Annotated in this window: 28 protein-coding genes and 1 pseudogene; 13 read left to right on the forward strand and 16 right to left on the reverse strand. The window is 43.9% G+C overall.

Going from position 1 to position 26,425, the window contains the following annotated elements; all coding sequences use genetic code 11:
• Positions 1–21 precede the first annotated feature (21 nt).
• The 13 genes from L3V33_RS11835 to L3V33_RS11895 all read left to right on the forward strand — a co-directional run bounded on the left by L3V33_RS11835 (position 22) and on the right by L3V33_RS11895 (position 17,995).
• Positions 22–1,533, forward strand: a complete 1,512-nt coding sequence (locus L3V33_RS11835) for a sigma-54 dependent transcriptional regulator (protein WP_237290434.1) — start codon at positions 22–24, stop codon at positions 1,531–1,533.
• On the forward strand, positions 1,514–2,638 hold the full coding sequence (locus L3V33_RS11840; protein ID WP_237290435.1) for a glycosyltransferase family 4 protein: 1,125 nt from the start codon (positions 1,514–1,516) through the stop codon (positions 2,636–2,638). Before L3V33_RS11835 ends, L3V33_RS11840 begins: the two co-directional genes overlap by 20 nt.
• Positions 2,639–2,889: 251 nt before the next feature.
• Positions 2,890–4,266: an O-antigen ligase family protein gene (locus L3V33_RS11845; RefSeq protein WP_237290436.1), complete on the forward strand. Its 1,377-nt coding sequence runs from the start codon at positions 2,890–2,892 to the stop codon at positions 4,264–4,266.
• Between the two features lie 92 nt (positions 4,267–4,358).
• Positions 4,359–5,144, forward strand: coding sequence for an acyltransferase (locus tag L3V33_RS11850; protein ID WP_237290437.1), 786 nt, complete (start codon positions 4,359–4,361; stop codon positions 5,142–5,144).
• Positions 5,137–6,273, forward strand: a complete 1,137-nt coding sequence (locus L3V33_RS11855; RefSeq protein WP_237290438.1) for a glycosyltransferase — start codon at positions 5,137–5,139, stop codon at positions 6,271–6,273. Before L3V33_RS11850 ends, L3V33_RS11855 begins: the two co-directional genes overlap by 8 nt.
• Positions 6,270–7,694, forward strand: a complete 1,425-nt coding sequence (locus tag L3V33_RS11860; protein WP_171329837.1) for a Wzz/FepE/Etk N-terminal domain-containing protein — start codon at positions 6,270–6,272, stop codon at positions 7,692–7,694. The genes L3V33_RS11855 and L3V33_RS11860 overlap by 4 nt, the downstream gene beginning before the upstream one ends.
• A gap of 378 nt (positions 7,695–8,072) precedes the next feature.
• Positions 8,073–9,173, forward strand: coding sequence for a glycosyltransferase (locus L3V33_RS11865; protein ID WP_114633536.1), 1,101 nt, complete (start codon positions 8,073–8,075; stop codon positions 9,171–9,173).
• A complete protein-coding gene (locus tag L3V33_RS11870; protein WP_237290439.1) occupies positions 9,170–10,357 on the forward strand; it encodes a glycosyltransferase family 2 protein in 1,188 nt (395 codons plus the stop codon). The genes L3V33_RS11865 and L3V33_RS11870 overlap by 4 nt, the downstream gene beginning before the upstream one ends.
• 9 nt (positions 10,358–10,366) lie before the next feature.
• Positions 10,367–11,026: a sugar transferase gene (locus L3V33_RS11875; protein ID WP_017077278.1), complete on the forward strand. Its 660-nt coding sequence runs from the start codon at positions 10,367–10,369 to the stop codon at positions 11,024–11,026.
• Between the two features lie 216 nt (positions 11,027–11,242).
• Positions 11,243–12,121 (forward strand): LysR family transcriptional regulator, encoded by an 879-nt coding sequence (locus tag L3V33_RS11880; RefSeq protein WP_237290440.1) that lies wholly within the window; start codon positions 11,243–11,245, stop codon positions 12,119–12,121.
• A gap of 99 nt (positions 12,122–12,220) precedes the next feature.
• Positions 12,221–13,354, forward strand: coding sequence for an efflux RND transporter periplasmic adaptor subunit (locus L3V33_RS11885; RefSeq protein WP_237290441.1), 1,134 nt, complete (start codon positions 12,221–12,223; stop codon positions 13,352–13,354).
• A 10-nt stretch (positions 13,355–13,364) separates the two neighbouring features.
• Positions 13,365–16,484 (forward strand): efflux RND transporter permease subunit, encoded by a 3,120-nt coding sequence (locus tag L3V33_RS11890; RefSeq protein WP_237290682.1) that lies wholly within the window; start codon positions 13,365–13,367, stop codon positions 16,482–16,484.
• A gap of 2 nt (positions 16,485–16,486) precedes the next feature.
• Entirely contained in the window at positions 16,487–17,995 is a 1,509-nt protein-coding gene (locus L3V33_RS11895) for an efflux transporter outer membrane subunit (protein ID WP_237290442.1), read from the forward strand.
• An 81-nt stretch (positions 17,996–18,076) separates the two neighbouring features.
• Here L3V33_RS11895 and L3V33_RS11900 read toward each other — a convergent pair whose 3' ends face one another.
• From L3V33_RS11900 to L3V33_RS11975, 16 genes and pseudogenes are all read right to left on the reverse strand, one after another.
• On the reverse strand, positions 18,077–18,409 hold the full coding sequence (locus L3V33_RS11900; RefSeq protein WP_004733816.1) for a YnfA family protein: 333 nt from the start codon (positions 18,407–18,409) through the stop codon (positions 18,077–18,079).
• A gap of 71 nt (positions 18,410–18,480) precedes the next feature.
• Positions 18,481–18,777 (reverse strand): hypothetical protein, encoded by a 297-nt coding sequence (locus L3V33_RS11905; RefSeq protein WP_004733817.1) that lies wholly within the window; start codon positions 18,775–18,777, stop codon positions 18,481–18,483.
• A gap of 103 nt (positions 18,778–18,880) precedes the next feature.
• Positions 18,881–19,330, reverse strand: coding sequence for a DUF3291 domain-containing protein (locus tag L3V33_RS11910; RefSeq protein ID WP_017080506.1), 450 nt, complete (start codon positions 19,328–19,330; stop codon positions 18,881–18,883).
• Positions 19,331–19,423: 93 nt separating this feature from the next.
• Positions 19,424–19,882, reverse strand: a complete 459-nt coding sequence (locus L3V33_RS11915; RefSeq protein WP_237290443.1) for a GNAT family N-acetyltransferase — start codon at positions 19,880–19,882, stop codon at positions 19,424–19,426.
• A gap of 90 nt (positions 19,883–19,972) precedes the next feature.
• Entirely contained in the window at positions 19,973–20,254 is a 282-nt protein-coding gene (locus L3V33_RS11920; RefSeq protein ID WP_029405771.1) for a hypothetical protein, read from the reverse strand.
• 74 nt (positions 20,255–20,328) lie between these two features.
• A complete protein-coding gene (locus tag L3V33_RS11925) occupies positions 20,329–20,928 on the reverse strand; it encodes a hypothetical protein (RefSeq protein WP_237290444.1) in 600 nt (199 codons plus the stop codon).
• Positions 20,929–21,178: 250 nt separating this feature from the next.
• Positions 21,179–21,583 (reverse strand): DUF1801 domain-containing protein, encoded by a 405-nt coding sequence (locus tag L3V33_RS11930; RefSeq protein WP_237290445.1) that lies wholly within the window; start codon positions 21,581–21,583, stop codon positions 21,179–21,181.
• A gap of 70 nt (positions 21,584–21,653) precedes the next feature.
• A complete protein-coding gene (locus tag L3V33_RS11935) occupies positions 21,654–22,133 on the reverse strand; it encodes an ATP-binding protein (RefSeq protein WP_237290446.1) in 480 nt (159 codons plus the stop codon).
• A gap of 112 nt (positions 22,134–22,245) precedes the next feature.
• Positions 22,246–22,791 carry a GNAT family protein gene (locus L3V33_RS11940; protein ID WP_237290447.1) on the reverse strand — a complete coding sequence of 182 codons (546 nt, stop codon included), beginning with the start codon at positions 22,789–22,791 and terminating at the stop codon, positions 22,246–22,248.
• Positions 22,788–22,985, reverse strand: coding sequence for a hypothetical protein (locus L3V33_RS11945; protein ID WP_237290448.1), 198 nt, complete (start codon positions 22,983–22,985; stop codon positions 22,788–22,790). The genes L3V33_RS11940 and L3V33_RS11945 overlap by 4 nt, the downstream gene beginning before the upstream one ends.
• A 64-nt stretch (positions 22,986–23,049) precedes the next feature.
• Positions 23,050–23,160: pseudogene (locus L3V33_RS11950) on the reverse strand (GNAT family N-acetyltransferase); the annotation flags it as partial.
• A gap of 38 nt (positions 23,161–23,198) precedes the next feature.
• Positions 23,199–23,603 (reverse strand): NUDIX domain-containing protein, encoded by a 405-nt coding sequence (locus tag L3V33_RS11955; RefSeq protein ID WP_017087944.1) that lies wholly within the window; start codon positions 23,601–23,603, stop codon positions 23,199–23,201.
• A gap of 118 nt (positions 23,604–23,721) precedes the next feature.
• Complete coding sequence (locus tag L3V33_RS11960; protein ID WP_237290449.1) at positions 23,722–24,138, reverse strand: GFA family protein; 417 nt, start codon at positions 24,136–24,138, stop codon at positions 23,722–23,724.
• A gap of 135 nt (positions 24,139–24,273) precedes the next feature.
• Positions 24,274–25,086 (reverse strand): class I SAM-dependent methyltransferase, encoded by an 813-nt coding sequence (locus tag L3V33_RS11965; RefSeq protein ID WP_237290450.1) that lies wholly within the window; start codon positions 25,084–25,086, stop codon positions 24,274–24,276.
• Positions 25,087–25,219: 133 nt separating this feature from the next.
• Positions 25,220–25,621 (reverse strand): hypothetical protein, encoded by a 402-nt coding sequence (locus L3V33_RS11970; protein WP_171331221.1) that lies wholly within the window; start codon positions 25,619–25,621, stop codon positions 25,220–25,222.
• 140 nt (positions 25,622–25,761) lie between these two features.
• On the reverse strand, positions 25,762–26,412 hold the full coding sequence (locus L3V33_RS11975; RefSeq protein ID WP_237290451.1) for a hypothetical protein: 651 nt from the start codon (positions 26,410–26,412) through the stop codon (positions 25,762–25,764).
• Positions 26,413–26,425: the final 13 nt, after the last annotated feature.

Raw genomic sequence — 26,425 nt, forward strand, 5'->3', positions numbered from 1 at the left:
AAGTTTCAAAAGGAATACACAATGCGCCCTAAGGTATTGTTAGTTGAAGACTCCACCTCACTCGCCGTACTCTACAAGCAGTACGTAAAAGACGAACCCTACGATATTTTCCACGTCGAAACCGGCGCAGAAGCTAAGATCTTCATTGAAAGGCACTCTCCACAGCTTGTTATTCTCGATCTTAAGTTGCCCGACATGCCAGGTGAAGAAGTACTAGATTGGATTAGCGAAAATGAAATACCGACCGCCGTCATTATCGCGACAGCACATGGCTCAGTTAATATTGCTGTAGACCTTATCCAACGCGGTGCGGAAGATTTCTTGGAAAAGCCAATTCAAGCCGATCGACTTAAGACCTCTGTTCGCTTGCATTTGAAACGAGCTAAGCTAGAGAACCTCGTTGATGACATGCAAAGCAAGTTTGATCGTGACCGCTTTCATAATTTCATTGGCTCTTGCCTACCTATGCAGGCTGTCTACAAGATCATTGATTCGGTGGCGCCAACCACCGCTAGCGTGTTTATTAACGGCGAAAGTGGTACGGGTAAAGAAGTGTGCGCGGAGGCTATTCATCAGGAGAGTCAGCGTAACGGCAAGCCCTTCGTTGCCATTAACTGTGGCGCTATCCCTCGAGACCTAATGGAGAGTGAAATCTTCGGTCACGTCAAAGGTGCGTTTACCGGTGCGACAACCGACCGTAAAGGCGCGGCGATGCAAGCGCATGGTGGCACCCTATTTCTCGATGAGCTTTGCGAAATGGAACTGGAGATGCAAAAGAAGCTCCTACGATTTCTGCAAACAGGTACGTTTACTCCACTCGGTGGTAATCGCGAGATTAAAGTAGATGTCAGAATTATCTGTGCGACCAACCGCGACCCACTGGTTGAGGTCGAAGAAGGACGTTTTAGAGAAGACCTTTACTATCGTGTTCACGTTGTGCCTATCGAGATGCCACCACTTCGTGAACGAGGAAGTGACATTGTGACTTTGGCTAATCACTTTTTGAAATTGTATGCGAAGCAAGACAAGAAGAAGTTCAAATCCATAGACAAAGAAACGCAGAATCTACTTAAACGTTATGTGTGGCCAGGCAACGTCCGTCAGTTGCAAAACATCATCCGTAACATCGTGGTGTTGAACAATGAAACGAGCGTGACCAAAGACATGTTACCGCCTCCTATTAATAAAGTAGACGCAGCTCCAACTTCGAAATCAGTGACACCGATTCGAGTAGCGGCGCCCCAAGCTGCTGTTGTGGAAGCACCAGAAGCTAAGTTGCCACCGATTACTCCTGAAGAGTTGGAGCAATCGTCAGTTGTTCCCGCTGACAACGACCCGATGACGCCCGCATTTACAACAAACGAAGGTGCTATTCGTCCAATGTGGCAAATAGAGCGCGAAGCCATTCAACACGCGATCAATCATTGCGATGGGAATGTGCTAAACGCTGCTGTGTTGTTAGAACTTAGCCCTTCTACCGTTTACCGTAAGAAGCAGGCTTGGGAATCGGAAGATGAGTACAATCAAGCCTAAACAAGGTGTACTCAACGTAAACCTTCATGAGATCTGGCTGTTGATCGACAGCCAAACTTTTGGAGGTATAGAAACGCATGTTTTAGAATTAGCACAAGGCCTGATATCTGAAAGCGCTCAGTATTCAGAGGCTGTTAGAATCGTTCTTTTGACTAAGTTTAAGCCTGAAGCGATCATCGTTGAAAAGTTAGATGCGCTGCATATCCCTTATAGTTACCTCTCCGATTTAGCCTCTTGCTGTGCGGATTCAAGCAGCAAGAGCGCGACACAACTTAAACGTGCAGTTCGACATTATCAGCCAAGGCTTATCCATGCTCATGGTTACAAAGCCAGTTTGGTCAGCAAGCTCATAAAACTCTCACCTCGTTTAAGCAATACCAAACAAATCACCACTTATCACGCAGGTGAAACCCCAACAGGCAAAGTATGGCTTTATGACTGGCTCGACCGTTACAGCAGCTTCCTTTCTGATCAGTCGCTCGTGGTTAGTGAGAAGATTAAAGCGAAAGTGCCGAGTAAAACCCATCAATTGAATAACTTTGTTAAAGTGCCAACCGGGTTAACAAATGCCCCTTCGTCAAGCCCATTCCATGTTGGTTTTGTAGGCCGATTAAGCCACGAAAAAGCGCCTGATCGATTTATCGCATTAGCTAAACAGTTTCCTGATGTTCGGTTTGAGCTTTTTGGTGATGGACCAGAAATGGAGGATTTAGTTAAATCGCAGCCTGATAATGTTACCTTTCATGGGCATCAGACCAATATGGACGACGTCTGGAGCCAAATCGATTTGTTAATCATCCCTTCCCGCTTTGAAGGCTTGCCGATGGCAGCATTAGAAGCCATGATTCGGGGCATTCCTGTTCTCGCCACCTCCGTTGGTAATTTGCCTCAACTCATCGAGCATCAAGTCAACGGCTACCTCGCCAATTCAGAATCTGATTCAGAAACAGCGTTAGTACTAGAACAGCATTTATCCACGTGGATGTCATTGACGAGTGAGCAACGTGACTCCCTCAAGAATAACGCGATAGAAACCGTCAAACACCAATACTCGCCACAAGCCGTTGTCCCGCAGTTGTTAGAAATCTATCAACTCGACCGTTAATACTCGTCTTAGTAGATAACTGGTTATTTGGACTTGATGATTTAAGTACTTTAGTCAGTTTTATACTGATTCTCAAAATGACAAAACTCAACTCAAGGCTAAGCCCTATCCTAATAATCTAAAGCTAAATCAGTTGGTTAAACAAAATGCATAACTGGCACTCGCTTTGCAATATTTAACATCAGGCGTAACTACGTCTCAAAAGATTGCGAGCCGAGTCATTAAGAGTTTATTTGCGAATAGAGGTCACAATGGTCAACCCTGAAGCCAATAGATTGCCAGTCATCATCACGATCAGCGCCTTGTGTGTCGGGCTCGGTATTGTCTGGTACTTCGTGCCGCATCCCGCTGTTATTGTTGCGCTAGCACTTCTTCCTTTGGCCGGAATGTTTGTTATTAACAAAACCTTTTGGATGGTGATACTGTTCGTTGTCTTTTCATTTTTTCGAATCCACGAAGCGATACCTCAACTCTATTCGTTAAAGATACCGCTATTACTCTCGCTAGGCGCGCTTTCCGCTTTGCTCTGGCATGCTTTCATCAGCAAAGAACTTAAAATATTCTGGCACCCTACATTGAGCTGGCTTGCTGTTTTTTGGGCTCTCGTCTTTATCGGTCTGATCTTCGCGTCTAACCGTCCAATAGCGTTAGCTGAATTTAAAGGCGTGTATTGGAAAATAATGGTGATGACACTCGCTATCGTGTGGCTGGTAAACAGCGTCGAAAATTTAGCAAAGACATCGACAATCATCATGATGGCTGGTTCATTAGTCGCACTTATTGCAATCAATAACTCAATCAATGGTATCGGATTAGTCGAAGGGTCACGTGTCACTATTGGGCGTGATTTTGGCTCGATGTTAGGAGATCCTAATGATTTAGCACTGGTTCTCTTGTTTCCACTTGCGTTTGCGCTCAGTCAGACGACCACCCATGGCATTCATGCTTTTAAGCGTGTATTGAGTATTGGTGTCGCTGTATTGTTACTTGCCGCTATCGTTGCAACCCAAAGCCGTGGTGGATTACTTGGTGCGCTAGCAGTCGTCGGGATTTTTGCGTTCAAAGTAATACGATCAAAATCACTGTTGATCACTTTGGGCGCGATCGGAGCGATTGGCCTTTACTTTGTTGCTGGAATTTCAGACAGAGCATCAGGCGGTGCTGCTGAACAAGGGGTTGATGAATCTGCAATGGGGCGAATCTATGCATGGGAAGCCGCGTTCAAAATGGCACTGGATAACCCTTTAACCGGAGTCGGCCTAAACAATTTCTTTTCTAATTACTTCTTTTATAGTTCGCACTGGGACGGACTGAATCATGCGGTTCACAGTACTTGGTTTGGCGTACTCGCAGAAACTGGCTTTCTAGGGTTGATTATCTTTCTGATATTGATTGGCTCACTGATCAAAACAATACGCTCGACACTCAAACAGCTTTCAGATACGACCAACGCAATCGACCCAAATCTCAATGCCGCGGCTTACGCCGTATATGCTGGGTTAATTGGCACCATCGTCTCGGGTACCTTCCTAACACAAGGCTTCAACTGGCCTATCTATATCCTTTCCGCATTGATTGTTGCTGTTGCGAACGTATCTCATACTGCCTGTCAAAATGAGAAAATCTAAAAGAAAAATTGTAACACATTGAAAATAATAAATTTATTAAATGGCACAATATATGAAAGTACTTCTATATAACAAAAAAGAGGATTTTCATTATGACGTCAGTATCTATACATCAATTCAAACATTGGCTTAAGTTTCACCCTAATTCTCGAATTAGAAATGTGTTTATCATTTTGAAAAACATCAGAAGCACAGAGCTACCTACCCCTCAAGTACTTAATCGCTGCCTATACCAAGCACACAAGCTTGTCGTGAATTTGGTTTCTGGTTTTACTCGGTTCTTCTACTGGACACCAGCTTTCAAAGGTCGTGTCGCGCAATGTGGGAAACGCCTGTATTTATACGGTGGCCTCCCTTTCGTGAGCGGTCCGGTACAAATTACGATTGGCGATAACTGCCGTATCTCTGGCCACACGACATTCTCTGGTTGTACCCAACCACTTGAAGGCTTGGAACACCCACTACTGTCGATTGGCAACAACGTAGACATCGGTTGGCAATCGACTATCGCAGTTGGAGGTAAAGTCGTTATCTCTGACAACGTACGCATCGCTGGCGGCGCTTTCCTGTTTGGATACTCTGGACACCCGCTTGATGCAAAACGTCGAGCACTAGGTGAAGGCGATGACCCTCAGCAAATCGGCGACATCATTCTTGAACAAGATGTATGGCTAGGCACCAATGTTACCGTTAAAGGTGGCGTAACCATCGGCGAAGGTGCCGTAATAGCCGCAGGCAGCGTGGTAACAAAGAACATCCCTGCCTTCACAATCGCAGGCGGCAACCCTGCTCGAGTTGTCGGTCAGATTAAATCCGTTGAAGTGACCGAATCCGATGTATTCGATTCGTTAGAGACTCATGGAGGCGACCATGCGTGATTTAATCGTATTTGGTGAAGACTTTGGTGGCCTACCTTCATCGACTCAACACTTGGTTCGCCACTTGGCTAAACAACATAAAGTCTTATGGGTAAACTCTATTGGTCTTAGACAGCCAAGACTGTCAGTTAAAGACATCACTCGTGCATTCAATAAACTGACAGGGCGAAGCAACGCAGTTACTCAAAACATGCTGGGTCCTCAACATGTCGCGGATTCAAACGACCAAGGCAACATAACGGTCGTGAACTTGAAAACCATTCCTGCGCCTTCTTCTAAGCTGTCTAGAAAACTGGCTCAGCAAATGATGTTACGTCAGTTGAAGCCAATTATTGCTGAGCTGAAACTTCATAATCCTATCTTATGGACTTCGCTACCGACCGCTGTTGATTTGTGCGGACACTTAGGCGAGTCAGCGGTTGTTTATTACTGCGGGGATGACTTTAACGCACTTGCGGGCGTTGACCACAAAACTGTCGCACAGCATGAATTGGAATTGATTGAAAAATCAGATCTGATCTTCGCTGCTAGTGAAAAGCTGATGGGCAAATTCCCTAGTGAGAAAGCGCAACTCTTACCACATGGTGTCGATGTCGAGCTATTTTCTACACCAGCTCCAAGAGCACACGACTTGCCAAGCCACCACCGCCCGATTGCAGGTTTTTACGGAAGCTTATCTCAATGGCTGGATTACGACATGGTCAAACATGTGGCGACAGCAATGCCGGAATGGGACTTTGTATTCATCGGCCCTAATGAGCTTGATACATTGTCGTTGCCTAACCTCGATAATGTTCATTACTTGGGGCCTCGCCCACATCACACGTTGCCAAGCTATTCACAACACTGGGATGTGAGCCTATTACCTTTCGTGGATAACGAACAGATCCGAGCATGCAGTCCATTAAAGTTGATGGAATACCTAGCCGCGGGAACTCCTATCGTGACCACCCCTTTTCCTGCAATGGTTCCTTATAAGAATCACGTTACGTCCGTTGATAATGGACAACAGATGGTCGAAGCTCTCGAGCAAAGCCGTCACCTTGAAAACTCGCCAGTATCTGTTGTCTCCAAAGACAGTTGGCAGAACCGCGGTAACTTCGTACATTGGATGTTGGAGCTATTATGAATAATCTGAAATTGCGGTTATTAGTCATCATCAATGCCATGTGGCGCCAACGCTACGTTATTGTTCTACCAATCCTTATTTTGCCCTTTGTAGGCTTTGGTGTGAGCAAGTTGGCTCCGACTAAATATGACGCGCATACCAGTATGTTGATTCAAGAAACGGCCAAGATGAATCCATTCTTGGAAGACATCGCCGTTTCTACCATGCTCAAAGACCGCCTTAACGCGTTGAGAACACTACTTCATAGTCGACATGTGCTTTACTCGGTCGCAGATGAACTGCAATTAACCACGCCCGATATGCCTGAAATTGAGAAACAAGAGATCATTACTGACTTGTCTCAGCGTTTATCAGTTACTCAACTTGGAAAAGACTTTCTAAAGATAAGCTTAACGTCAAACACACCAAATGGAATGGAACAAACGCTTCGTTCGGTGAGTGAACATTTTATTGAGCAACTGTTAGCACCAGAACGTTCTTCGATTGAAGACTCGAGCAACTTCTTGAAAATTCATATAGATAAGCGCAGTGCTGAACTTGAAGTAGCAGAAGAAGCTCTTGCCTTATACATGAATGAGAATGTTCATTCGACGCCTGAGGTACAGAGCCAAAGTTTGAATCGCTTAGCGTCACTCAAACAAACACTCGCAGAAAAAGAGGCCGAGTTATCCGGTGTTGAAAAAAGCTTAGGGTCAATCGATCAACAGCTTTCAAAAACCAACCCAGTGATAGGTCGAATAGAAGATCAGATCATCGACATTCGTAGTGAACTGGCTCTACTTCAAGCCAAATACACAAACAAACACAGTGCCGTACAAGCTAAAGTTCGTGAACTAGACAGACTTGAAAATGAGAGAAAGAGTTTGCTCGATGTAACCCAACCAACGATGAACAGCGACCAGCTTTGGGACATTGCAAGTAGCACGACACTGAACAAACTGTCGGATACCCAACCTCTTTTGGTCACCCAGCTACACAGCTTACAACTGGTTCGAGCTCGCTTTGAGTCTTTAACTGAAGAGACTAAAAGCCTTCGTACTATGATTTTTGAATTAGAACACAAGGCGAATAACTTCGGTGAGAATGCAAAAGAGATGTATCGCCTTAAACGTCAAGTAGACATTAAGCGCCAGCTATCCGATGAACTCACAGAGCGTTATGAAATGGCTCAACTAACGGGTTCGCTTGGTGTATTCGAGCAAAACAAACGTGTGAAGATTATCGATTTGCCCTTCACGCCTAGTATCAAATCTAACATACCTTCTTTTGTATTTGTTCTGGCTGGTTTCGTTGCCGGTATCGGCCTTGGCATTGGGTTGGCGATATTGTTTGAGCTGTTTGACTCTTCAATCAAGCGTAAAGATGAAATTGAAGAAATCTTAGGTGTCCCTGTGATTACTGTTATCCCTAAAATGAGTTGATTAGCCTTAAAGCCATTTTTTAACTTGCTAGCTTCTTAGCTTCGTGCTTTCTAGTGTCCAAATACTAAACGCCAACACTCGGTTGGCGTTTTGCTTTTATAAAGCCCCAATTATTGATCCCACTTTCGATTTCCCCTGAACTTTCCCCATGATTTAACACCATGATTCAAACAGCCATTCATTCGTATTCTGTTTTGATTCCCATTTTGAGAAATGAAAATCCCCCTAGAATCATTCGCCATAAGCTGCTGAAATATAGCAACTATTTAATTGGCACAACTCCTGCAATCTCCTTGTGTAGTCAAACGTTTTAAAGAAGTTACTTCAAGAGAAACGTCAGAAAGGCGAAACAAGAATTATAAAGGCAGGGTCCAAATTATGAATAACCAGATAACAAAGCATGGCAAGAAGATCATACACGTTGTTCAACACCTTGCCCCAGGCGGATTAGAAACCCTAACGTTAGATTTGCTGCGCCTTGCTAAACCAACAGACCAAGTGTTGATCGTCAGTTTAGAAGGCACGAAAGCAGAATCCATCGCAAACTGGCCGAAGCTGAAGCCTTACCACAACCAAATCGTGTTTTTAGATAAAGAGCCCGGTGTTCAATTCAACATCATCATAAAACTCATCAAAGCATTTAGAGGAATTAGCCCTGATGTTGTTCACACGCATCACATAGGCCCACTGCTCTACGCGGGTTACGCTGCCCGCGTATCAGGGGTTCCTACTCGAATTCATACTGAGCATGATGCATGGCATTTGAAAAATAACAAACGCCGTCGCTTACAAGCATTAGCACTTAAAGCCGCTCAGCCAACTTTGGTGGCCGATGCAACCCGTGTTTACAACCAACTTCGCTCTGCCTTTTCATACAACAATATCATCACGATTAAAAACGGTGTGGATTGCGAGAAATTCAAACCGATGTCAAAAGCAAACGCGAGAGCAACACTCGATCTACCAACCGATAAACACATCGTAGGTTGTGCGGGACGTTTAGAACACGTGAAAGGTCAAGACCAACTGATTAAAGCGCTTACCTTACTTCCGACTAACACCGTTGTCGCATTGGCTGGTGATGGTTCAAAACGCAAGCAACTGGAACAACTCACTGACCGCTTGAATTTGAGCGACCGTGTGATCTTCCTTGGCCTTATTGAAGACATGACCACCTTTTACGGCGCTTTGGATACCTTCTGTTTACCTTCTCGTCATGAGGGGCTGCCACTTTCTACACTAGAAGCTCAGGCGTGCAACATCCCTACCGTCGCGATGAATGTAGGAGCTGTCGATGAAACCTTATGTCCAGTCAGCGGCGCCCTCGTCAAAAGCGGCAGCATTGTGGGGTTAGCTAGTGCGCTATTAGAAAAGCAAAATGAACGCTTTTTATCACCTCGTCGTTACGTACTCGACAACTTCGACATTGTAAAAATGGTTGCCTCTTACAACGATATCTCAGAAGGAGTTTGCGCATGATCGACTGGTTGCTTGCAGGACTTTGCTTATTCTCTGGTGCGCTGATTGTCTACCATCACGCTGCCTATCCACTGTTACTGCGTTGGTATGCGAAAAGTCACCCTGCGCGTCAAATTGAAGAGAGCCATCGTTGTTATAAAGACGAGCAACAAGATTGCACACTACCCACCATTACCATTCTTGTGCCGGCATTTAACGAAGAGCAATGGATCGCAGATAAAGTTCGTAACCTTGCTTCATTAGATTACCCAAAAAAGAAGCTACAAGTGATTATTGCTTGTGATGGCTGCACTGATAACACGGTAGAAATCGCCGAAATGACGATTCAAGAAGCGATGTGCAGCGATATCTATTTCGAGATACATGACCACAAGACCAACCGAGGAAAAGTTGCGGTTATCAATGAAGAAGTGACAAGTACAAAAAGCGACATTACGGCGCTAAGTGACGTATCAGCCCTTATTTCATTGGATGCATTGCTTATTGCAGCGGCTCATTTTGAAAGTGACAAGGTTGGTGTGGTAAACGCAACGTATCAACTATGCCCTACAGGCAATGAAGGCGAAAACGCCTACTGGCAGTATCAAACAGCCGTTAAAGAGTCTGAGGCATCATTAGGTTCTAGCTTAGGTTCTCATGGTGCTTTCTACTTGTTTAGAACACACCTGTTTGAACTACTGCCATTAAACACCATCAACGATGATTTCATTCTACCAATGCAAATCGTTAAACAAGGTTACATCGCAGAATACGAAACCCAAATGGTTGCATTAGAGCTAGAAGAATCAAATTTAGAAACAGACTTCAAAAGAAGACTTCGTATATCAGCGGGCAACATGCAACAAGCGATTCGATTGTTTGGCTTGTTCAGCCCTAAGTTCAAGGGCATCGCGTTTGCGTTCTTCTCAGGAAAAGGACTTCGCCTCCTAACACCATATTTAATGATCGTGTGTTTAGTGTGTTCCATCTTGCTTAGCAACTACTTGGTGTTTGAAGCACTGTTATGGGCTCAAGTTACCGTTTATACCATTGGCGTACTTGGTTGTATCTTGCCAAAGCGTCTAGTAAACAAACCTATTTCATTAATCTCTTATTTGATAGTTGGACACTATGCCAACTTCATTGGTGGCATTCGTTACCTAATCGGACTAGAAAACTCACCTTGGACACGAGCGAATCATTAAGGACTTATTATGATGAACATTGAACAGCTATCTACTCAAAACTTATACCAATACAAAATCTCACGAGCTAAACGTACGTTTGATTTCGTAAGCTCACTAATTGCTTTGATTTTGCTAGCGCCAGTATTTCCATTGATTGCGATGGCGATAGCACTGACATCTCGCGGTCCTATTTTCTACCGCCAATTGCGTGTCGGTAAATCTACGCCGGAGAAAATGGCAATCTTTGAAATCATGAAGTTCCGTAGCATGTACGAAGATGCAGAAACGCGTTCTGGCGCAGTCTGGGCTACAGCGAATGACCCACGAATTACACCCGTTGGGCGCTTTTTGAGAAAGACACGTCTTGATGAACTCCCACAGCTGTTCAATGTATTGAAAGGTGAAATGTCTCTAATTGGTCCACGCCCTGAACGCCCTACTTTTTACACCAAACTAGAAAACGAAATCCCTTACTTTGCTGACCGTACATACGGCGTAATGCCCGGTATTACGGGGCTTGCACAAGTAAATCAAGGTTATGATACCTGTATTGATGATGTACGTCGTAAAGTGGGCTTTGACCATAGTTACGCATTAAGCCTATGTTCTGTTAAGTCTTGGATTGCCGCTGATCTCAGCATCATTTCTAAAACTATCATTGTGATGGTCGACGGTCGAGGTCGTTAAACTGATATGGTGTGAGGCGAAAAAACAAGCTGCCTAGTCCAAGGTGAAAAATAGAGCAGTCTGTCCCATGCGAACACAAAGCCAGCTTTGATAATGATTGATCAGCTGGCTTCTTACTGTCTTAAAATAAGCCAAAACCAAGAACGCTTCGATTTTAAAATCCAATTGGTATACGATGCCAACATACTGTTCTAAAAACGATTAAATGCCGTTGTTATGAAAATCGAAGATCTTAAGCTATTTACCACTGTAGTCGAACTGGGTAGTTTTACTGCCGCAGCCAATGCACTTGACCTTCCCCGAGCTAACGTTAGCCGTAGAATTAACGACCTTGAGAAGTCTCTCGGCATTCAACTGTTTTTTAGAACTACACGAAGCCTCTCCTTAACCAAATCTGGCCAGCTCTATTACAAAGAACTACTCAATGCATTAAGTGCGCTCGACAAAGCGAATCATGTCGCTTCCAACCTTTCAGAAGTTGCACACGGGCAAGTTAAGATTGGTCTATTGCCTGAAACCAGCGACATCATGCAGTCGACTCTGTTTAAATTCCAAGATATGTACCCCAAGGTTGAGCTTGATATTCGCAACATTAGTAACGGCTTTGTCGACATGTACCGTCAAGGGTTAGACCTCGCTATGCATGGTGGTACGTTGAGCGACGCTAACGTGGTTGCTCGTAAAGTGATGGTTCTCCAACGTATTTTTGTCGCAAGCCCTGAGTTTCTAGAGAAACAAGGCAAGCCCTCAAACCTAAGAGAGCTCACCAATTACCCATTTGTTTGCTTCAGGTGGCCAAGTGGCGACATCGATAAACAATGGGACATCAAAGATCACATCATCAAAGTTGAACCTTCGGTCGTCAGCGACAGCATTGGCTTCGTGAAAGGCGGTGTAATTCGACATAGAGGCATCGCGTTGTTACCAGAACTCTTGGTACGACAGCAACTTAAAGACGGCAGTCTGATTAACCTGTTCCCCGACGAGAATCTTCAAGAAGAAGAAGCATGGCTGCTCTATCCTCAGCGTAAAGCGTTAAGCCATTCAGCACAGCTTTTGATTGATTTTTTATTACAAGAACTTCCGAAATTATAGTTATTGTAACGAATAATGTGACAGTGTTTCACGTGCAGACTAGATTATCTAAACAAGACTGAAAGATAGAATTACTCCATAAATTGACAGGAGTAATCCATGAAGCCTATATCTCAACATTCATCTGTTTTGCAGCGTTCGTCTATCTTTCAGCAGACACCTATCTTCAAATACACAGTCATTGCACTAAGCCTAACCGCTCTGTTTGGCTGTAATGACTCTGAGGCGACGATAGCTCAAAAACAAACGCGCCCGATTCAAGTTATCCAACTTGAACCTCTCTCTCATCAAGTTGAAAAATCGTTCACAGGAAAATTGCAGTCATCAGAAACGGCTGGCGTCGCGTTTCGTGTGCCTGGCACTATTCAAAAAATGATGGTGTCGGTTGGTGATTCAGTTAAGAAAGGCCAACCACTTGCGCAGTTAGACCCTCATGATTATCAAGTCGCGTTAGAAGAGTTACAAGCTCGAGCACTCGAAGCGAAATCTGCACACAAATTAGCGAAATCCGAACTTGTACGAGTAAAACAAGCCATCGCTGATAATGCGATTGCCGATGTTAACCTAGACCGTGCAATCAGCGGTTATGAACGAAGTGAAGCGGCGGTTAAAGTCGTAGAACAGAACATACGCCGTGCGAAAGATTCGATTCGTTATACCCAACTGCTCGCACCCTTCGACGGCGTTGTAGCGGCATCGAACTTCGATCAGTTCGAACAAGTCCTGCCGGGTATTTCGGTTTTCACAATCCATAACCCCGAACAACTTGAAGTTAAAATCCAAGTCCCAGAAAACTTGATTCATGAGTTCCAACCGAATCAAACCGCTGTTATCAATTGGTATGGCTCAGAGGAAAAGCTGATTGGGTACGCCGCTGAAATTGCCACGTCACCTCACCTTATCAAACAGACCTACGCGGTAACTTACCATGTAGAAACAACCAACAAGTCAGTGTTGCCAGGAAAAGCCGTCACACTGACAACTCAACTTGGCGAAGCTAGCAGTAATTTTTGTTTACCGTATTCAGCGTTGGTGAATCAATCTGGCATCGAGCAAGTGTTCACGATTAAGAACGAGCAAGCTCATGGCGTGACTGTGGACGTGGTTTCGATGTCCCAAAATACCGTATGTGTTGAATCAACGCTCAACGATGGTGATTTCGTCGTGGTGAGTGGTGCTCAGTACGTCATGGAAGGCCAACACTTCTCCGATATTCAAGTTAAGAGTCTGTAGGTAAATCATGATGAATCTAGCTGATTTTGCGATCAAACAACGCACCTTCATCCTGTTTTTCACTGCATTGAGTGTTATCGCAGGCCTGTTTTCTTACTTTGATCTTGGCAAGCTCGAAGATCCAAGCTTCACTATCAAAACGGCCGTCGTAGTAACGCTCTACCCCGGAGCTTCTGCGGAAGAAGTGGAACAGCAAGTTACTGATACCGTCGAAACTAAACTGCAAGAGATGGGATCATTAAACCGACTTCGTTCACTCTCTCGCCCTGGCATGTCGATGGTATTTGTCGATCTCAAAGAGTCTCTTAATTCAAAGGCACTTCCTCAAGAGTGGGATTTGTTGCGTCGCAAAGTCTCTGACATGAAGCTGTTATTGCCTTCGACTGCACAGATCAGTGTCGTACAAGACGAGTTCTCTGAAGTCTACGGCATGCTTTTCTCTATCCACAGTAAGGATGCATCGCCTGCTGAGCTAAGACGTTACGCAGAAGAGTTGCAACGTCGAATTAAAACCGTCGATGGTATTAAGAAGATCGAATTACACGGCGTTCAACCACGCGTTGTTCATATCGACATCCCAGATGAAAGGTTGGCGCAATACGGCCTATCTATCACACAAGTTTGGTCGCAGCTGAATACTCAAAACATGGCGTTCGATGCCGGTAAGTTTTCAGCAGGAACTGAACGAATCCGAGTTCAACAGTCGAGTGAGTTCGGTTCATTAGACGACATCAAAAACCTGATGATCAAAGGCGGCCTGAGTGAATTAGGAACCAGCTTAATCCGCTTAGGCGATATTGCAGACGTCACAATGGGCTACCAAGAGCCAATGATGACGGAGAACCGCTACAACGGCGTACCTGCAGTCACATTAGCGATGAGCCCAGTCACCGGCGTCAACGTGGTATCACTTGGTGATGAAATCAATCAAATCGTCAGCGATTTTCAAGCAACCCTGCCGTTAGGTGTTGATATCGCGACAGTTGCTAACCAACCGGAAGAAGTTCAGAAATCGATCGACAACTTCGTAAGCAACTTGCTAGAGAGTGTCGCGATTGTATTCATCGTCCTGTCTATATTCATGGGGTTAAAAAGCGCAACCATTGTCGGCTCAAGCTTACTGCTGACTATCTTGCTGACACTTATCTACATGAACATCGCTTCAATCGATTTACACCGAGTTTCGCTAGGTACGTTCATTCTTGCGCTTGGTATGTTGGTTGATAATGCCATTGTCATCACCGATATGATGATTGTGAAAATCAACAAAGGCATCGACCGAACCAAAGCCGCAATTGATTCTGTTAAAGAGACCGCTACACCACTCTTTGGCGCGACAGTCATTGCTATCATGGGTGCGAGCCCTGTTATCTTTTCAAAAACCGATGCCGCTGAGTTCGCAAGCTCAGTATTCCTAATTATCGCCTCTTCATTGTTGTTGTCATGGTTTGTCGCAATGACCTTCACAGCTTTGATGTGTTGGTTCTTCATCAAGCCAACTAAGCAAGCTGACAACACCAAAGTGAGCTTATACCGTAAGAGCGTAAACTGGACGGTAGATAACCCACTCAAAGCACTTACGGGGCTTGTTCCGCTGATCTTGGTTACTGCATTAGCTATCCCGAATATTGCGGTTAACTTTATTCCACAGGCCGACAGACCCATTCTGTTCTTAGATTACTGGCTGCCAAATGGCGCCAAGGTTGAACAGACCTCAGAAGACATGAAGCGTATCGAACAATGGTTGTTAGAGCAGCCGGAAGTCGAGAGTATTTCAACGTACATTGGTGCTGGCGCTCCTCGTTTCTCAGTGACCATTGAGCCAGAACCGTTTGACTCTGCTTACGGTCAGATCTTGATTAACGCGACAGATTTCCCATCACTCAGCCCGTTGATTGCGCGTGGCGACAAATGGTTAATGGAAGAGTTTCCAAACGCCGATCCTCGCTTTAGAAGCTTAAAGCTTGCGACTTCGGATAAATTCAGTGTTGAAGCGCGTTTTTCAGGCCCAGATATCGAGGTACTGCACGGCTTATCTGAACAAGCGAAAGCTATCTTTGCTCGACACCCAGACACCAAGTACGTGCGTGATGACTGGCGACAGAAGAGTAAAGTGCTAGAACCTGTCATCAACCAAGACAAGATGCGTCTTGCAGGTATTAACCGTGCAGATATTGCATTCGCGATGAAACGCGCGTCAGAAGGCATGCCGCTGGGTCGTATGAACTTAAACGATGAATTGGTGACTATTGAACTGCGTGGTACAGACAGCTCTATTCAATCGCTAGAAACTTTGCCGGTACGTTCTTTACTGGGCATCCACAGCGTTCCACTAGGTCAAGTCATTGACGGGTTTGAGCTTACAAGCGAAGAGACCATGATTTGGCGTCGCGACCGAGTAAAAACCATCACAGCACAAGCTGGCGTTGGTCGCTACACCACACCTGCAGCAGTGAGAGACTCAGTTAAAGAACAAATAGAATCCATTCACCTTCCACACGGTTACCACTTGGAATGGGGTGGCGAATATTACGACGAGCATAAAGCGGTCAGCGATATTCTTAAACAGCTACCTAAAGCGATGTTGTTGATGGTGATCATCCTAGTTGCGATGTTTAACGGCTTCAAACAGCCAGTGATCATCTTCACCACCCTACCGCTTGCGGCGACGGGTGCAACATTCAGCTTGTTGCTGTTGGACAAACCGTTCGGCTTCATGGCGTTGATTGGCGCGGTAACGTTGACAGGTATGATCATCAAGAACGGCATCGTGTTGATGGACCAGATCGAGCTTGAACGTAAAGACGGTCGTTCACTGTCAGACGCAATTAAAGAAGCAACCGTGAACCGTACTATGGCGATCTCGATGGGAGCACTCACCACAGCACTTGGCATGATCCCGTTGCTTAGTGACCTGCTGTTTGATCAGATGGCGGCGACCATTATCGGTGGCTTGGCTGCGGCAACCGTGTTGTCTCTGTTTGTAATGCCTGCGCTGTACAAGCTCTTCTATCGAACTGAAGAAAAAAAGACAGTGGCTGAAGCCATTAAAGATGCTGTAGTTGTGCTCGATGCGACGCCTCAGTCTACAAACAGCGGCACTACAACCTCATTCAACAAGGAGCAATAAACATGTATCTATTAACTAAGTTTAAAGTGGCTCCTATTGCTCTTGCCTTGTTGCTAACAGGTTGTGCGGTTGGCCCTGATTACGATGAACCGCAAACGACTATGGCTGAGACCTTCTTATATAGCCAAGGTGATGTGAACCAAGAAGGCGTGAGCCAAAACGAACAACACAACCATTGGTGGACACAGTTCAATGACCCGACGCTCAATCAGTTAGTGGCCGATGTTCAAAACCAGAACATCCCACTTAAACTGGCCGCTGAGCGAATCAACATGGCGAACTCATACAAAAGCGTGGTCGAATCATTCAAAGTCCCGACCATCAATGTCGGTGGCGGTTATTACAACTACCAACTGAGTGAGAACGACTCCCTACTCGGCCCGGTATTTGGCGCCTCTGATGCGGTTGAAGCAGCAACGGGGATGTCGTTGCTGGAAGCGCAACACGATGGCGGATTCTTAGGTGCAAGCATCGCATGGGAAATGGACTTGTTTGGACGTATCGATAAGCAATCCAACGCGGCGACGATTCGAGTTGAACAAGCCGAGATATTCCAATCCGGTTTGAACACCTTGATCACCGCCGATGTCATTCACAACTACCTGCAATATCGTGGCGCTCAAGAGCGAAAAGCGATCGCACTAGAGAACATTTCCGACCAAAAGCAGACTTTAGAACTGGTCACCAAAGTGGTTCGCAGCGGCTATGGCTCGGAGTTAGATCTTGCTCAAGCCAAAGCCATGCTTGCCGCGACTGAATCCATTGTTCCTCAACTTGAAATCGCAGAGCAAGTTCACAAACAACGCATGGCAGTGTTGTTAGGCGAATCACTTACGAGCGTGAACCAACGTTTAGCGGGTAAATTTACCTTACCGAGAATGAAGGATGTGATTCCTACAGGCTTACCTTCTGACTTGTTAGAACAACGCCCTGATATCCGAATTGCAGAACGAGAAATGGCAGCCATTAACGAAGAACTGGGCGCAAGCATAGCTAATCGCTATCCAAAATTCTTTCTAACGGGTACGCCAGGAGTGACTGCCGGAAGTTTTGATGATCTGTTCAGTAGCGACTCATTCGGTTGGGCGGCATCTGCAGGCATCAGTTGGAATGTATTCGATGGTGGCCGAGGCGAAGCCATGGTGGAAATAAACGAAGCAAGGTTCCGTTCTGCTGCGCTTAACTACCAACACTCGGTAGACAGCGCCTTTGCAGAAGTCGATTCAAGCTTGTTTGCCTATGGCCGTAGCCAAGAAAACCAAAAGCGCATCGATGAAGCTACCCTTGCCGTTGATAATGCGGTGAACAAAGCAAAGTCGCTATACAAAGCGGGCCTAGTCGATTACTTGTCGGTGTTAGACGCACAAAGACAACAAAAAGCGATGCAAGATCGCCAAGTAGCCGCCAAGCTTCAAACCGCCAACACCACGATTGCGGTGTATAAAGCCTTAGGTGGCGATTGGAAAGTAGCTAATGAAACGCAGAGTGTTGAATTAGCCCACGTTAACTAGGCTCTTTGTTCTCTACTTAATGATGTAATAAGCGTAAAAAAATACCGCCGTTGATTACGGCGGTATTTTTGTGTAAGCACGTTATGCGTTTCGAGGGCCGAACATAATAATCGCCATACCGAGTAGTGCAACTGAGCCACCGACCAGATCCCACGTTGTCGGCTTTTCGCCATCAACAAGCCACAGCCATATCAGGGCAACAGAAATATACACACCGCCATAGGCCGCATAAACACGCCCTGTCGCGGTAGGATGAAGCGTCAATAACCAAGCAAACAACGCCAGGCTGATCGCAGCTGGAATCAATAACCAAATACTCTTGTCTTCTCTCAACCAAAGATAAGGTAGATAACACCCTACTATCTCGGCGACCGCCGTAAGTACAAAAAGACCGACCGTTTTAAATTCAATCACAACTTACCTTTATCTGTTTAAATGCAGAATTCCCTCTGGCGTCTAGGGCCGACAAACGCAATAACCAGTGACTAGGAATTAGACGCTTCGTTGCTGTCTGTATCTACGGTTTTGATCAGAGGACCAGCACACTCGACAAAATCACCGATATCGAAAGTATCTGGCGCATCGGCTCCGCCCGTCACACCAAAACTGCCTTTGACCGCTGGATCCTTCTCAGTCTTATCTACGTCTAAAATGATCTCTACTTTATACGTGTGACCATCAGGAAGGAGTTTGGCACACTCTTCCAGTGTTGAAGCGCTAGCACTCATGCTGAAACCGAATAAACACACCGCAAGTACACTACTTTTCATTTTCAACATCATAAAACCTCTCGAAGACTATAGAAACATCATACCTATAATCGACTCATCTTCACGGGAATTGCCATAAAACGTCTAAAAACATAACGTTGGTTATCTATGAACGCTATTTTGGCGCTTCTGACTCCGTAAAGTTGGTTTTAAAAGTGAAGGCATACGGCGTATCACCGATTTCTCTGAGGTGTTCAAGTCGCTCTATCGCTTCTTCGAGTGTGGGAATATGGTCTTCTTCAATCCACCAAAGCACATAAGTATCTTCAGGTAAACGATGAAACCAATCCCCCTTTCGACGCATAAAATCACGGTGATGTGTGCGGAACATGAAGTTCTTTAACGAATCCACAGAGTCCCACACCGACATGTTCACAATCATATTAGGATCATCGAAAGCTTGGATATTGGTGGCGTCACCAGATTCATCTTTCAGACGCCAAACAAACCCTTCACTGCTTTCTGCGATTCCATTAACCAACTCTAAGTTATCGACAAACTCTTTGATTTCTGGCGCATCTAACGGGTATTTCGCCAGAGCGATATTTAACTGAGCTAATTTCATAATGTTTCTTCCTTGATAAATTATGAGTAAAACACTTCGGATACACTTAACCTTCTAAGCCCCGCTTTTTATAACGAATCGAAATACTCACGCCTAGAAGTAATCTGGTATTCGTCCATCAAACTCAAAAGAGTCGCTTGAAATATACATACAATCTGAGCCTACTATGCCCACAAAGCCAAGCCTATTATAAAATTGATGCTCAATGTCGCTGTGTAGGTATAAAGCCTTACAATTCTGACGAGTGAATAACTCCGTTTTTACCAAGTTGATCAACTCAGACGCATAACCTTGGTGTCGTAATTCTTGAGGTGTAGCCACAGAGCCAATACCGAAACATCCTTTTGCAAGGCCAAACATGTCACGGTAAACGATAAGAGACGACACGACTCTATCCTTCTCGACTAACACATACCAAGTGCCAGACAAGTACTTTTCACTGTTACGACAACCTGCTAAGTAATCGTCTAACGTCAAGCCACCACCCCAAACATCGAAGCCCATTGTATAAATGGAATCTAACTCGTGAAGCTGTGCTTTTCTTAAGTGCATTACTCTAAATATCCTGAATCAACTAACCCATGTAATACCACATTACCGAGACAACGACGGCCACTCATAAACTTACAGATACGAGGCAAACTAAAGAACCGTCACGCCTTCAACTTCAATTACTGAGTTAACATTAGCGCGCTCGATTATCTTGAGCAGCGTCGTTTGGATTAGCTCATTATCTCGGATTTCGGTTTCACAAGAAAAACGCTCTTCTTGAACACCATCGCCCTCACCCAGCATAAATTGAACTGCGACTTCCGTTGCAAGATCTTTGGTCGCCCCATAATACGCTAACGTGATTTTTGGGTATCCGTTGTCGCCTTTTTTAACCTGCTTTGCGATACGTTTTTTAGCTTTATCTAAATTCATACAACTTCCTTTAAAGACTGAAATACAAGGCGACTAGAACACCTTTTTATACGGTAAGAATAATAAGCGGCTTGTTATTGAGTTTCCCCTAGCCTCTTGATACCAATCAGAATAGTACATTCCGAGCGACCCAAAGAGTGATAACTAGAACACAGAAAACCAGTTTCAGGGATATGATGAATCAAGTCTTGATTTGTATTTTCGTACTCATCTAAGTCTGTTTGACCGTGAGCTAGATATACACCACCCATCACTACGCCTAACTTTTGTGTGCTCATATAATTAATCGCCGCACACTTGTTGTTGAAAGCCAATAAATGGTCTGAATATTGGTTAAGTAAACGAAGATCAGCAAGGTCAATATTGTTAGGCATCTCGTCTGAAAACAATTTATCAACCAAGTTGATCACCACATCGTGGATTACGGTCAAATCATTTGTTGGGTTTTCCAGTACAACAAGCTCAATCCTTTTGTCTACGCAAACCTGAGACAGTTCTTTGCTTTGTTCAGCAAAAGTACCTGAAACAAACAATGCATCGAAAAATGAGTCCGATAGCGAAGAAGCGGTGAGTGTATCGAATGGTAAGAAGGTTCCGTTGACTACAGAATCTAATTCCGGAAGTGAGATGGCTAACTGCAATTCATCTATTTCTGACTCTATTGGTTCAAACATTTAAGTCCTATATTAATGAAATTCTGATAGTTTCAGTAACGATATACTAAACCTCTACAAATCACATTAAGTAACACTATATAAAGCGCGATGCATTGGGAACAGTTTAATTTGGCCATGTTGATTTTTACTTATTAAGGCTAAGTGGAGCTTTAAAGATCTTAACTCTAGAAGGGGCGACTTCAAGCATAATTTTTAAACGTCTTGCGTTGTAGACCCACTAAGTTAAGCAACAGACAGCGCGTAAGAACTACGCGCCCAGAAGCGGAAGATGTTTTCGTTGCTGATAAGTTAAAGCCAGCTCCAAGCACTGCTTAATAGACGTTTTTGGAAGTGGTTCAGTTAGGTTCAAGACGATTGCCCTATTACCCTGAAATGCCAATGTGCCGTCGTGCAATTCTCTGAATGTGTCGATTAGCTTGGTTTGACAGTTAAAGAACAAGTAATAATTGTTTGGTGATTTAAATTTCCAGTCGATTCGAATTGGGCTGCCCGTCTTGACGCTGTAACTCGGCTCGCCCCATTTCAGAGACTCTTCAACTTCACCGAGATCCAAATCAGAGCAAAGCTCTAAGATTAATGAACGCAACTCTTCAAGCCGAGCTCGAACATCATTGGGATACTCATCGAAATGTGTTTTGGTTGCCTTGTCCATTGAACCTCCGATTCACTTGTTGCGGTACTAAGGAGCTGCTAACTCAAATTAGGCTTGGCTACATAACTTGTTAAGCGTCTTGTTGAAGCCAAACAACATTTTCATTTGAAGTTGGAACCTCAAACCAAGACCAAAATAGGTCTAACATTTCCGGTGTCATTTCATAAGACTTACCATTCAGTTCCGAGTTACGGATAAATGCTCTCTGCTTGCAAGTCTCAAAGGGAACATCAAGGTAGTGAACTTCGCTGTCCATACCTAGGTTTGATGCCCAGCTTGTAAAAGAATCCCGATCAGACTCACGCCAAAAACCAAAGTCAAAAATTACCGGAACACCCAAGGAAAAGAGCTGCATTGCAGAGTCCTTGAATAACCCTTGTAACGTAGCCAGCCGGCGATCAAAAACTTCACGCTCCATATGCTCGCCATACAAAGGAATCATCCACTCATCGATTGAGAAACGAAAGGCGCCATGCTTTTCTGCAAGCGCTTTAGAGTAAGTCGTTTTACCTGAACCAATAAAGCCACATACGAAATAGATTTTTGTCATGATTCCTCTTTTGCTTCTAGGTAGAGTTGCCGCGTAAAAGCGCTGACACCAAGCTTAAGCACTAACATAAGCTTAGGATGCCAAGTGTCATAATTCATTCTTAAAAGCGTTCTTACCCGGAACTTCTCGTGCATAGTGTCATCATTGTTTCAGACACAGACTGTCCTTCTATAAGATAACAACCTGGGACTTCTCCAATCACTTCGAAACCACATTTCAAATACAAATTTTTCGCAGGAAGGTTATTCGAGAGAACATTGAGATCTAACCAATCGATACTTGGGCTCTCGTTACAAAACTCAGTCACGCACTTAATCAGCTCTACACCTAACCCCTGCGTTCTTAAGCTCGAATCAACACCCATGCCGAGAAGCACACGATGAAACTTATACTCTTCACTGTAATGACGTAAGTCTATATGACCAAACACTCGTTCCTTAGAGTCTTTGATTACCCAGAGCTTTCTCCAGCCATGTTCACCAAGGCTTGCCTCAAAACCATTTCGAAACTTATCTTTAAATTGTTCTGAAACTACACAATTTCCTTTAGAGAGCGGTTGGAAAAGTGGAGAATCATCATCCGCATTCTCAAGAAGCTGCGCTCCTATATACTCGAAGAAAGACTCTAGATCAGACCGACTTGCTTCCACTATTCTCACGCAGTCTCCTTTTTACGCATGATTATTTCTTTTAGAACGGTACCAATACTGCTAACTACAAACGTAAAAGCAGACACCACAATTGACCCATAAAAATCAAACGCACCGTCTGTCATAAAAAAGTACTGATGAATGGCAACACCAAAGCCACCCCCTAATGCCAGCTTCAAGTTCTTGAAAAGTCGTTGTTTCATGTTCATTCCCTCGCAGTAAAAATTTGGCGTATAGATATGAGCAGTGCCAACTAATTTGAACTTAATCCAATGGAAACTCTAGGTTTGGGCCGCCCCATTGATAATTCAATTTATCTGAATCGATCCAACAAATAAGTAGGCCATAGTCTTCCTTTTCAAATGATCTAAGTCCCATATCTCCCTCTTAGGTTATAGCGCTAAGAAGTTATAGCGCTAAGTTCGTTGCTGATGGTCACGCAACGCGTTTTTAATTTTTTTCATTGCTACGTAAGTTATTGGAGTGCACTTTTCTGGCAATTCGTCGAGATTGAACCAACGCAACTCTCGACACAAGTTAGGTTCTGCGTTCTCTATTTTGCCAACCCAATCAAAACATAGGTAAAAATAATGACGAATCGGCAAACTAGGGTCAACCAATTCAGCCGCTAAATTCAATTCTTTAGTGCTAACCGAAGTTTCCTCCAAAGCTTCGCGTTCTGCTGCGTCTAGAGGAGATTCACCGTCCTCTATGCGTCCAGAAGGAAAGCCCCAATACTGGTCAAACGCTTCAGTATTTTGGCGGAAGGCGAGCAATAACTGATTTCTAGAGACAAAGACAAGTTGAACTACATTTTTCATTTATATGAATCTTCCTTTGGAAAACAATACTCACGTGAGGGGGCTACAAACGCTGCAATACTGTAAGATAAACCTGCAAGCATTAGAGTCTCCCTTAAACTGGTTGCTGTGCCTATAGTTATACCTTGTCTGCAAAGTAGGCCATGATTTCTTCGGTAGTCATTTCCTTAGTTTCATTCGCAAAGCAATAATAGCTTGGGCGCATGTCACTAAAATACTGCATGTCCATTTCCAACCCTTCTAAATCTGGAAACAAACCAACTGGCATATTGTACTCGCCTGTTTCTTTGAATTTATAGAACAAGTGGGTGCCACACTCAGAACAAAAACCTCGAGAAGCCCAAGAGGAAGACTTGTACATTTTTACTTTATCAACCCCTACTATTTTCACTTGAGTACCACATTTCACAGCAAAAAATGGAGCACCACCCCAAGTTCGACATGACTGACAATGGCAAACCGTAAACTTAGGGTTGATGTTTTCAGCCTTGATTTTTACCACACCACAAAGACAACTAGCCTCAGAATATGACATTGAAATAGCTCCTAAATTGATGAAAAATATAACGTCGAGTTAAGTAATGATCAACGCAGACCACCCAACCTAACCCATTGCACCGTAAACACGACCCCGACTTGAACTGAAAATGCCAAGTGTTGAGAATCGGTTCTAGGCGCTTTTTCCTCTGCATTTTTTTGCAATAACTAAACCATGATTACTGCTACCAAGCAATGAAACCTCGGAGCATGTCGATAAATGATACTTAAACCATGATTGATACTGTTGCTCATTTAGTTGATTAACTTCCTGACCAATAAACCGAACGTACCCATCGGTTGCAATATGATTTTCGATACTAAATCCAGATTCAATTGCCAAACTTTCAATCTCTAAAGGCTTAGCAAAGTATCCCGTTCTAAAAAATGGGTCTACATCGGGTGAAGAGACCAAGCCACTTTCATTCAATTTACTTAGAATATCAGGGGAAACTAAGCTACTGGACATTTTGGCAAGCAAACCCGCCACAAAGAAACGACTGATATACGCTATCGCAACTACACCATTTGGTTTCAATATTCGATTTGCCTCTTTTAAAACTGCTTCTCGGCCTGACTTCGATTGTATGTGATAAAGCGGCCCCAATACTAAAACAACGTCTTGAGTACCGTTTTCAATAAAACTCACGTTAGTTGCATTTGCTTCGTGAACAACCAAGTCTAAATTCTGGGTCTCAGCATTATATTTAAGTTGCTCGACTAATTCTGGAACTAACTCCACTGCTGTCACATCCATACCTTGTCGAACATAATGAAGTGAATAGCGACCAGTAGCCGCACCAAGCTCCGTCAAACGACCTGCTGATTCGAGATAAGACCCCAAAACATTAATTGTTGTATCAAATTCAATACGCGTTATGTTTTGAGAAAGTAGACGCTTCTCTTCGTCAAATTTCGCGTAGTAATCCATATACTCTTCTTGCACGACTCACTCCTATCCAGTTCACACCAAATGAAGTAAATGACAACGTTACAAATACACTCAAACTTGCCACCTAAATCACTCAAGCTAAACCGTGTTAAAAATACCAAGTGTTGGTAGTCTACTTAAGCGCTTGTTATTCGAATGCTACCTTTAGTGCCGCAGCTTGTTGCTCAAATAACCCATTGTCAGATTCAGAGGTAGACTTAGCTACATTTACCCATTGAACTCCTGTATCGTCAATATGACGAAACTCAATTTGTAATGCATATTTTGAACAATGAAGTAGACCAAACCCAAAGCCTACAAAAGTTAAGATAACAACTATAGCTTTAAGCCAAAGCGGGGTACTTTCAAGGCTTGGAACTGCTAGCCAAACTGCTCCAGAGAAGACAAATAACCAAAATATTATTTGCCCCACATTGTCGAGCAAACCGAGTTTTTTAACTCTCACATCATTAATTTTTGATAAAGGGTATGAATCTTTTTTGAAGCTAAACTCTTTTTGGCTTAGTCGAAAATCTGTTTCCTTGTACATTATTTACTCCATTCGTATAACGCCAAATTAAGGTATGAACAACGCTAACGACCCAGCCTAACTATTGTGCTGTAAACACTTAAGCTGAATCAGACCGAAAATGCCACGCGTTGTGAATCATTCTTAAGCAGTTTGTTAGTTTAATAGTTGTGCTCTTGCGTACAGTGATAAAAGTCAGAAGATAAGTTCACTCGTTTGAAAAGATCGCTGGACATAATAAGCTCTAGTAAAGTTTGCATTACGACTCCATACTCGCTTAACTTTTGATCATCGTCACTCAATTCATAATGCTCATCGTATGCCGCTTCATCATAGCCAGACATACCATAAAGTGCGATAGCATAACGGTTACTCCAATCTCCGATATTTTTCCTCACTTGTTCACGGCTCTCTTCGGACCTATATGTGTCCTCTAACCTGTTTCTCTCGCGCTCAGCGTTAATCAACCTCAACAACTCAACTTTATGCGTACCAGTCAACTCAGATTCATTTGCCTTAACTTTCTCTTGAATTTGTGTGTCTATAATTCCATCCAAATCAGACCAAGTATCTAACTTATCCTCTTCGTATTCTTCAAACTCTTCCCAACTGTCTAAGGGCTTGTTTGCTTGATCCCACCAGTCAATGTACTCATTGAGAGTTTGGTTGAAACCAGCTTCTGTATGGATGTAAACAACGCTTTCAGAAATAACTAACGCGTAAATACTTTCACTTTCATAATTATCAATTAATATTTTTAGCTTAGGCTCAAGCTCCTGAAAAATTAAATCTGCGTTTAAACGCCTTCTCATAAAGTTTCCCTAT

The organism is Vibrio sp. A2-1, from assembly GCF_021728355.1.
GTDB classification, from domain to species: domain Bacteria; phylum Pseudomonadota; class Gammaproteobacteria; order Enterobacterales; family Vibrionaceae; genus Vibrio; species Vibrio splendidus_K.

Coding starts and splice junctions, on each gene's coding strand:
- L3V33_RS11885 (WP_237290441.1), top strand. CDS start 12,221: ATGAAGCCTATATCTCAACATTCATCTGTTTTGCAGCGTTCGTCTATC.
- L3V33_RS11955 (WP_017087944.1), bottom strand. CDS start 23,603: ATGAAAAATGTAGTTCAACTTGTCTTTGTCTCTAGAAATCAGTTATTG.
- L3V33_RS11850 (WP_237290437.1), top strand. CDS start 4,359: ATGACGTCAGTATCTATACATCAATTCAAACATTGGCTTAAGTTTCAC.
- L3V33_RS11835 (WP_237290434.1), top strand. CDS start 22: ATGCGCCCTAAGGTATTGTTAGTTGAAGACTCCACCTCACTCGCCGTA.
- L3V33_RS11925 (WP_237290444.1), bottom strand. CDS start 20,928: ATGTTTGAACCAATAGAGTCAGAAATAGATGAATTGCAGTTAGCCATC.
- L3V33_RS11865 (WP_114633536.1), top strand. CDS start 8,073: ATGAATAACCAGATAACAAAGCATGGCAAGAAGATCATACACGTTGTT.
- L3V33_RS11880 (WP_237290440.1), top strand. CDS start 11,243: ATGAAAATCGAAGATCTTAAGCTATTTACCACTGTAGTCGAACTGGGT.
- L3V33_RS11905 (WP_004733817.1), bottom strand. CDS start 18,777: ATGATGTTGAAAATGAAAAGTAGTGTACTTGCGGTGTGTTTATTCGGT.
- L3V33_RS11840 (WP_237290435.1), top strand. CDS start 1,514: ATGAGTACAATCAAGCCTAAACAAGGTGTACTCAACGTAAACCTTCAT.
- L3V33_RS11945 (WP_237290448.1), bottom strand. CDS start 22,985: ATGAAACAACGACTTTTCAAGAACTTGAAGCTGGCATTAGGGGGTGGC.
- L3V33_RS11895 (WP_237290442.1), top strand. CDS start 16,487: ATGTATCTATTAACTAAGTTTAAAGTGGCTCCTATTGCTCTTGCCTTG.
- L3V33_RS11910 (WP_017080506.1), bottom strand. CDS start 19,330: ATGAAATTAGCTCAGTTAAATATCGCTCTGGCGAAATACCCGTTAGAT.
- L3V33_RS11855 (WP_237290438.1), top strand. CDS start 5,137: ATGCGTGATTTAATCGTATTTGGTGAAGACTTTGGTGGCCTACCTTCA.
- L3V33_RS11975 (WP_237290451.1), bottom strand. CDS start 26,412: ATGAGAAGGCGTTTAAACGCAGATTTAATTTTTCAGGAGCTTGAGCCT.
- L3V33_RS11960 (WP_237290449.1), bottom strand. CDS start 24,138: ATGTCATATTCTGAGGCTAGTTGTCTTTGTGGTGTGGTAAAAATCAAG.
- L3V33_RS11920 (WP_029405771.1), bottom strand. CDS start 20,254: ATGAATTTAGATAAAGCTAAAAAACGTATCGCAAAGCAGGTTAAAAAA.
- L3V33_RS11875 (WP_017077278.1), top strand. CDS start 10,367: ATGATGAACATTGAACAGCTATCTACTCAAAACTTATACCAATACAAA.
- L3V33_RS11935 (WP_237290446.1), bottom strand. CDS start 22,133: ATGACAAAAATCTATTTCGTATGTGGCTTTATTGGTTCAGGTAAAACG.
- L3V33_RS11845 (WP_237290436.1), top strand. CDS start 2,890: ATGGTCAACCCTGAAGCCAATAGATTGCCAGTCATCATCACGATCAGC.
- L3V33_RS11870 (WP_237290439.1), top strand. CDS start 9,170: ATGATCGACTGGTTGCTTGCAGGACTTTGCTTATTCTCTGGTGCGCTG.
- L3V33_RS11970 (WP_171331221.1), bottom strand. CDS start 25,621: ATGTACAAGGAAACAGATTTTCGACTAAGCCAAAAAGAGTTTAGCTTC.
- L3V33_RS11930 (WP_237290445.1), bottom strand. CDS start 21,583: ATGGACAAGGCAACCAAAACACATTTCGATGAGTATCCCAATGATGTT.
- L3V33_RS11890 (WP_237290682.1), top strand. CDS start 13,365: ATGAATCTAGCTGATTTTGCGATCAAACAACGCACCTTCATCCTGTTT.
- L3V33_RS11860 (WP_171329837.1), top strand. CDS start 6,270: ATGAATAATCTGAAATTGCGGTTATTAGTCATCATCAATGCCATGTGG.
- L3V33_RS11915 (WP_237290443.1), bottom strand. CDS start 19,882: ATGCACTTAAGAAAAGCACAGCTTCACGAGTTAGATTCCATTTATACA.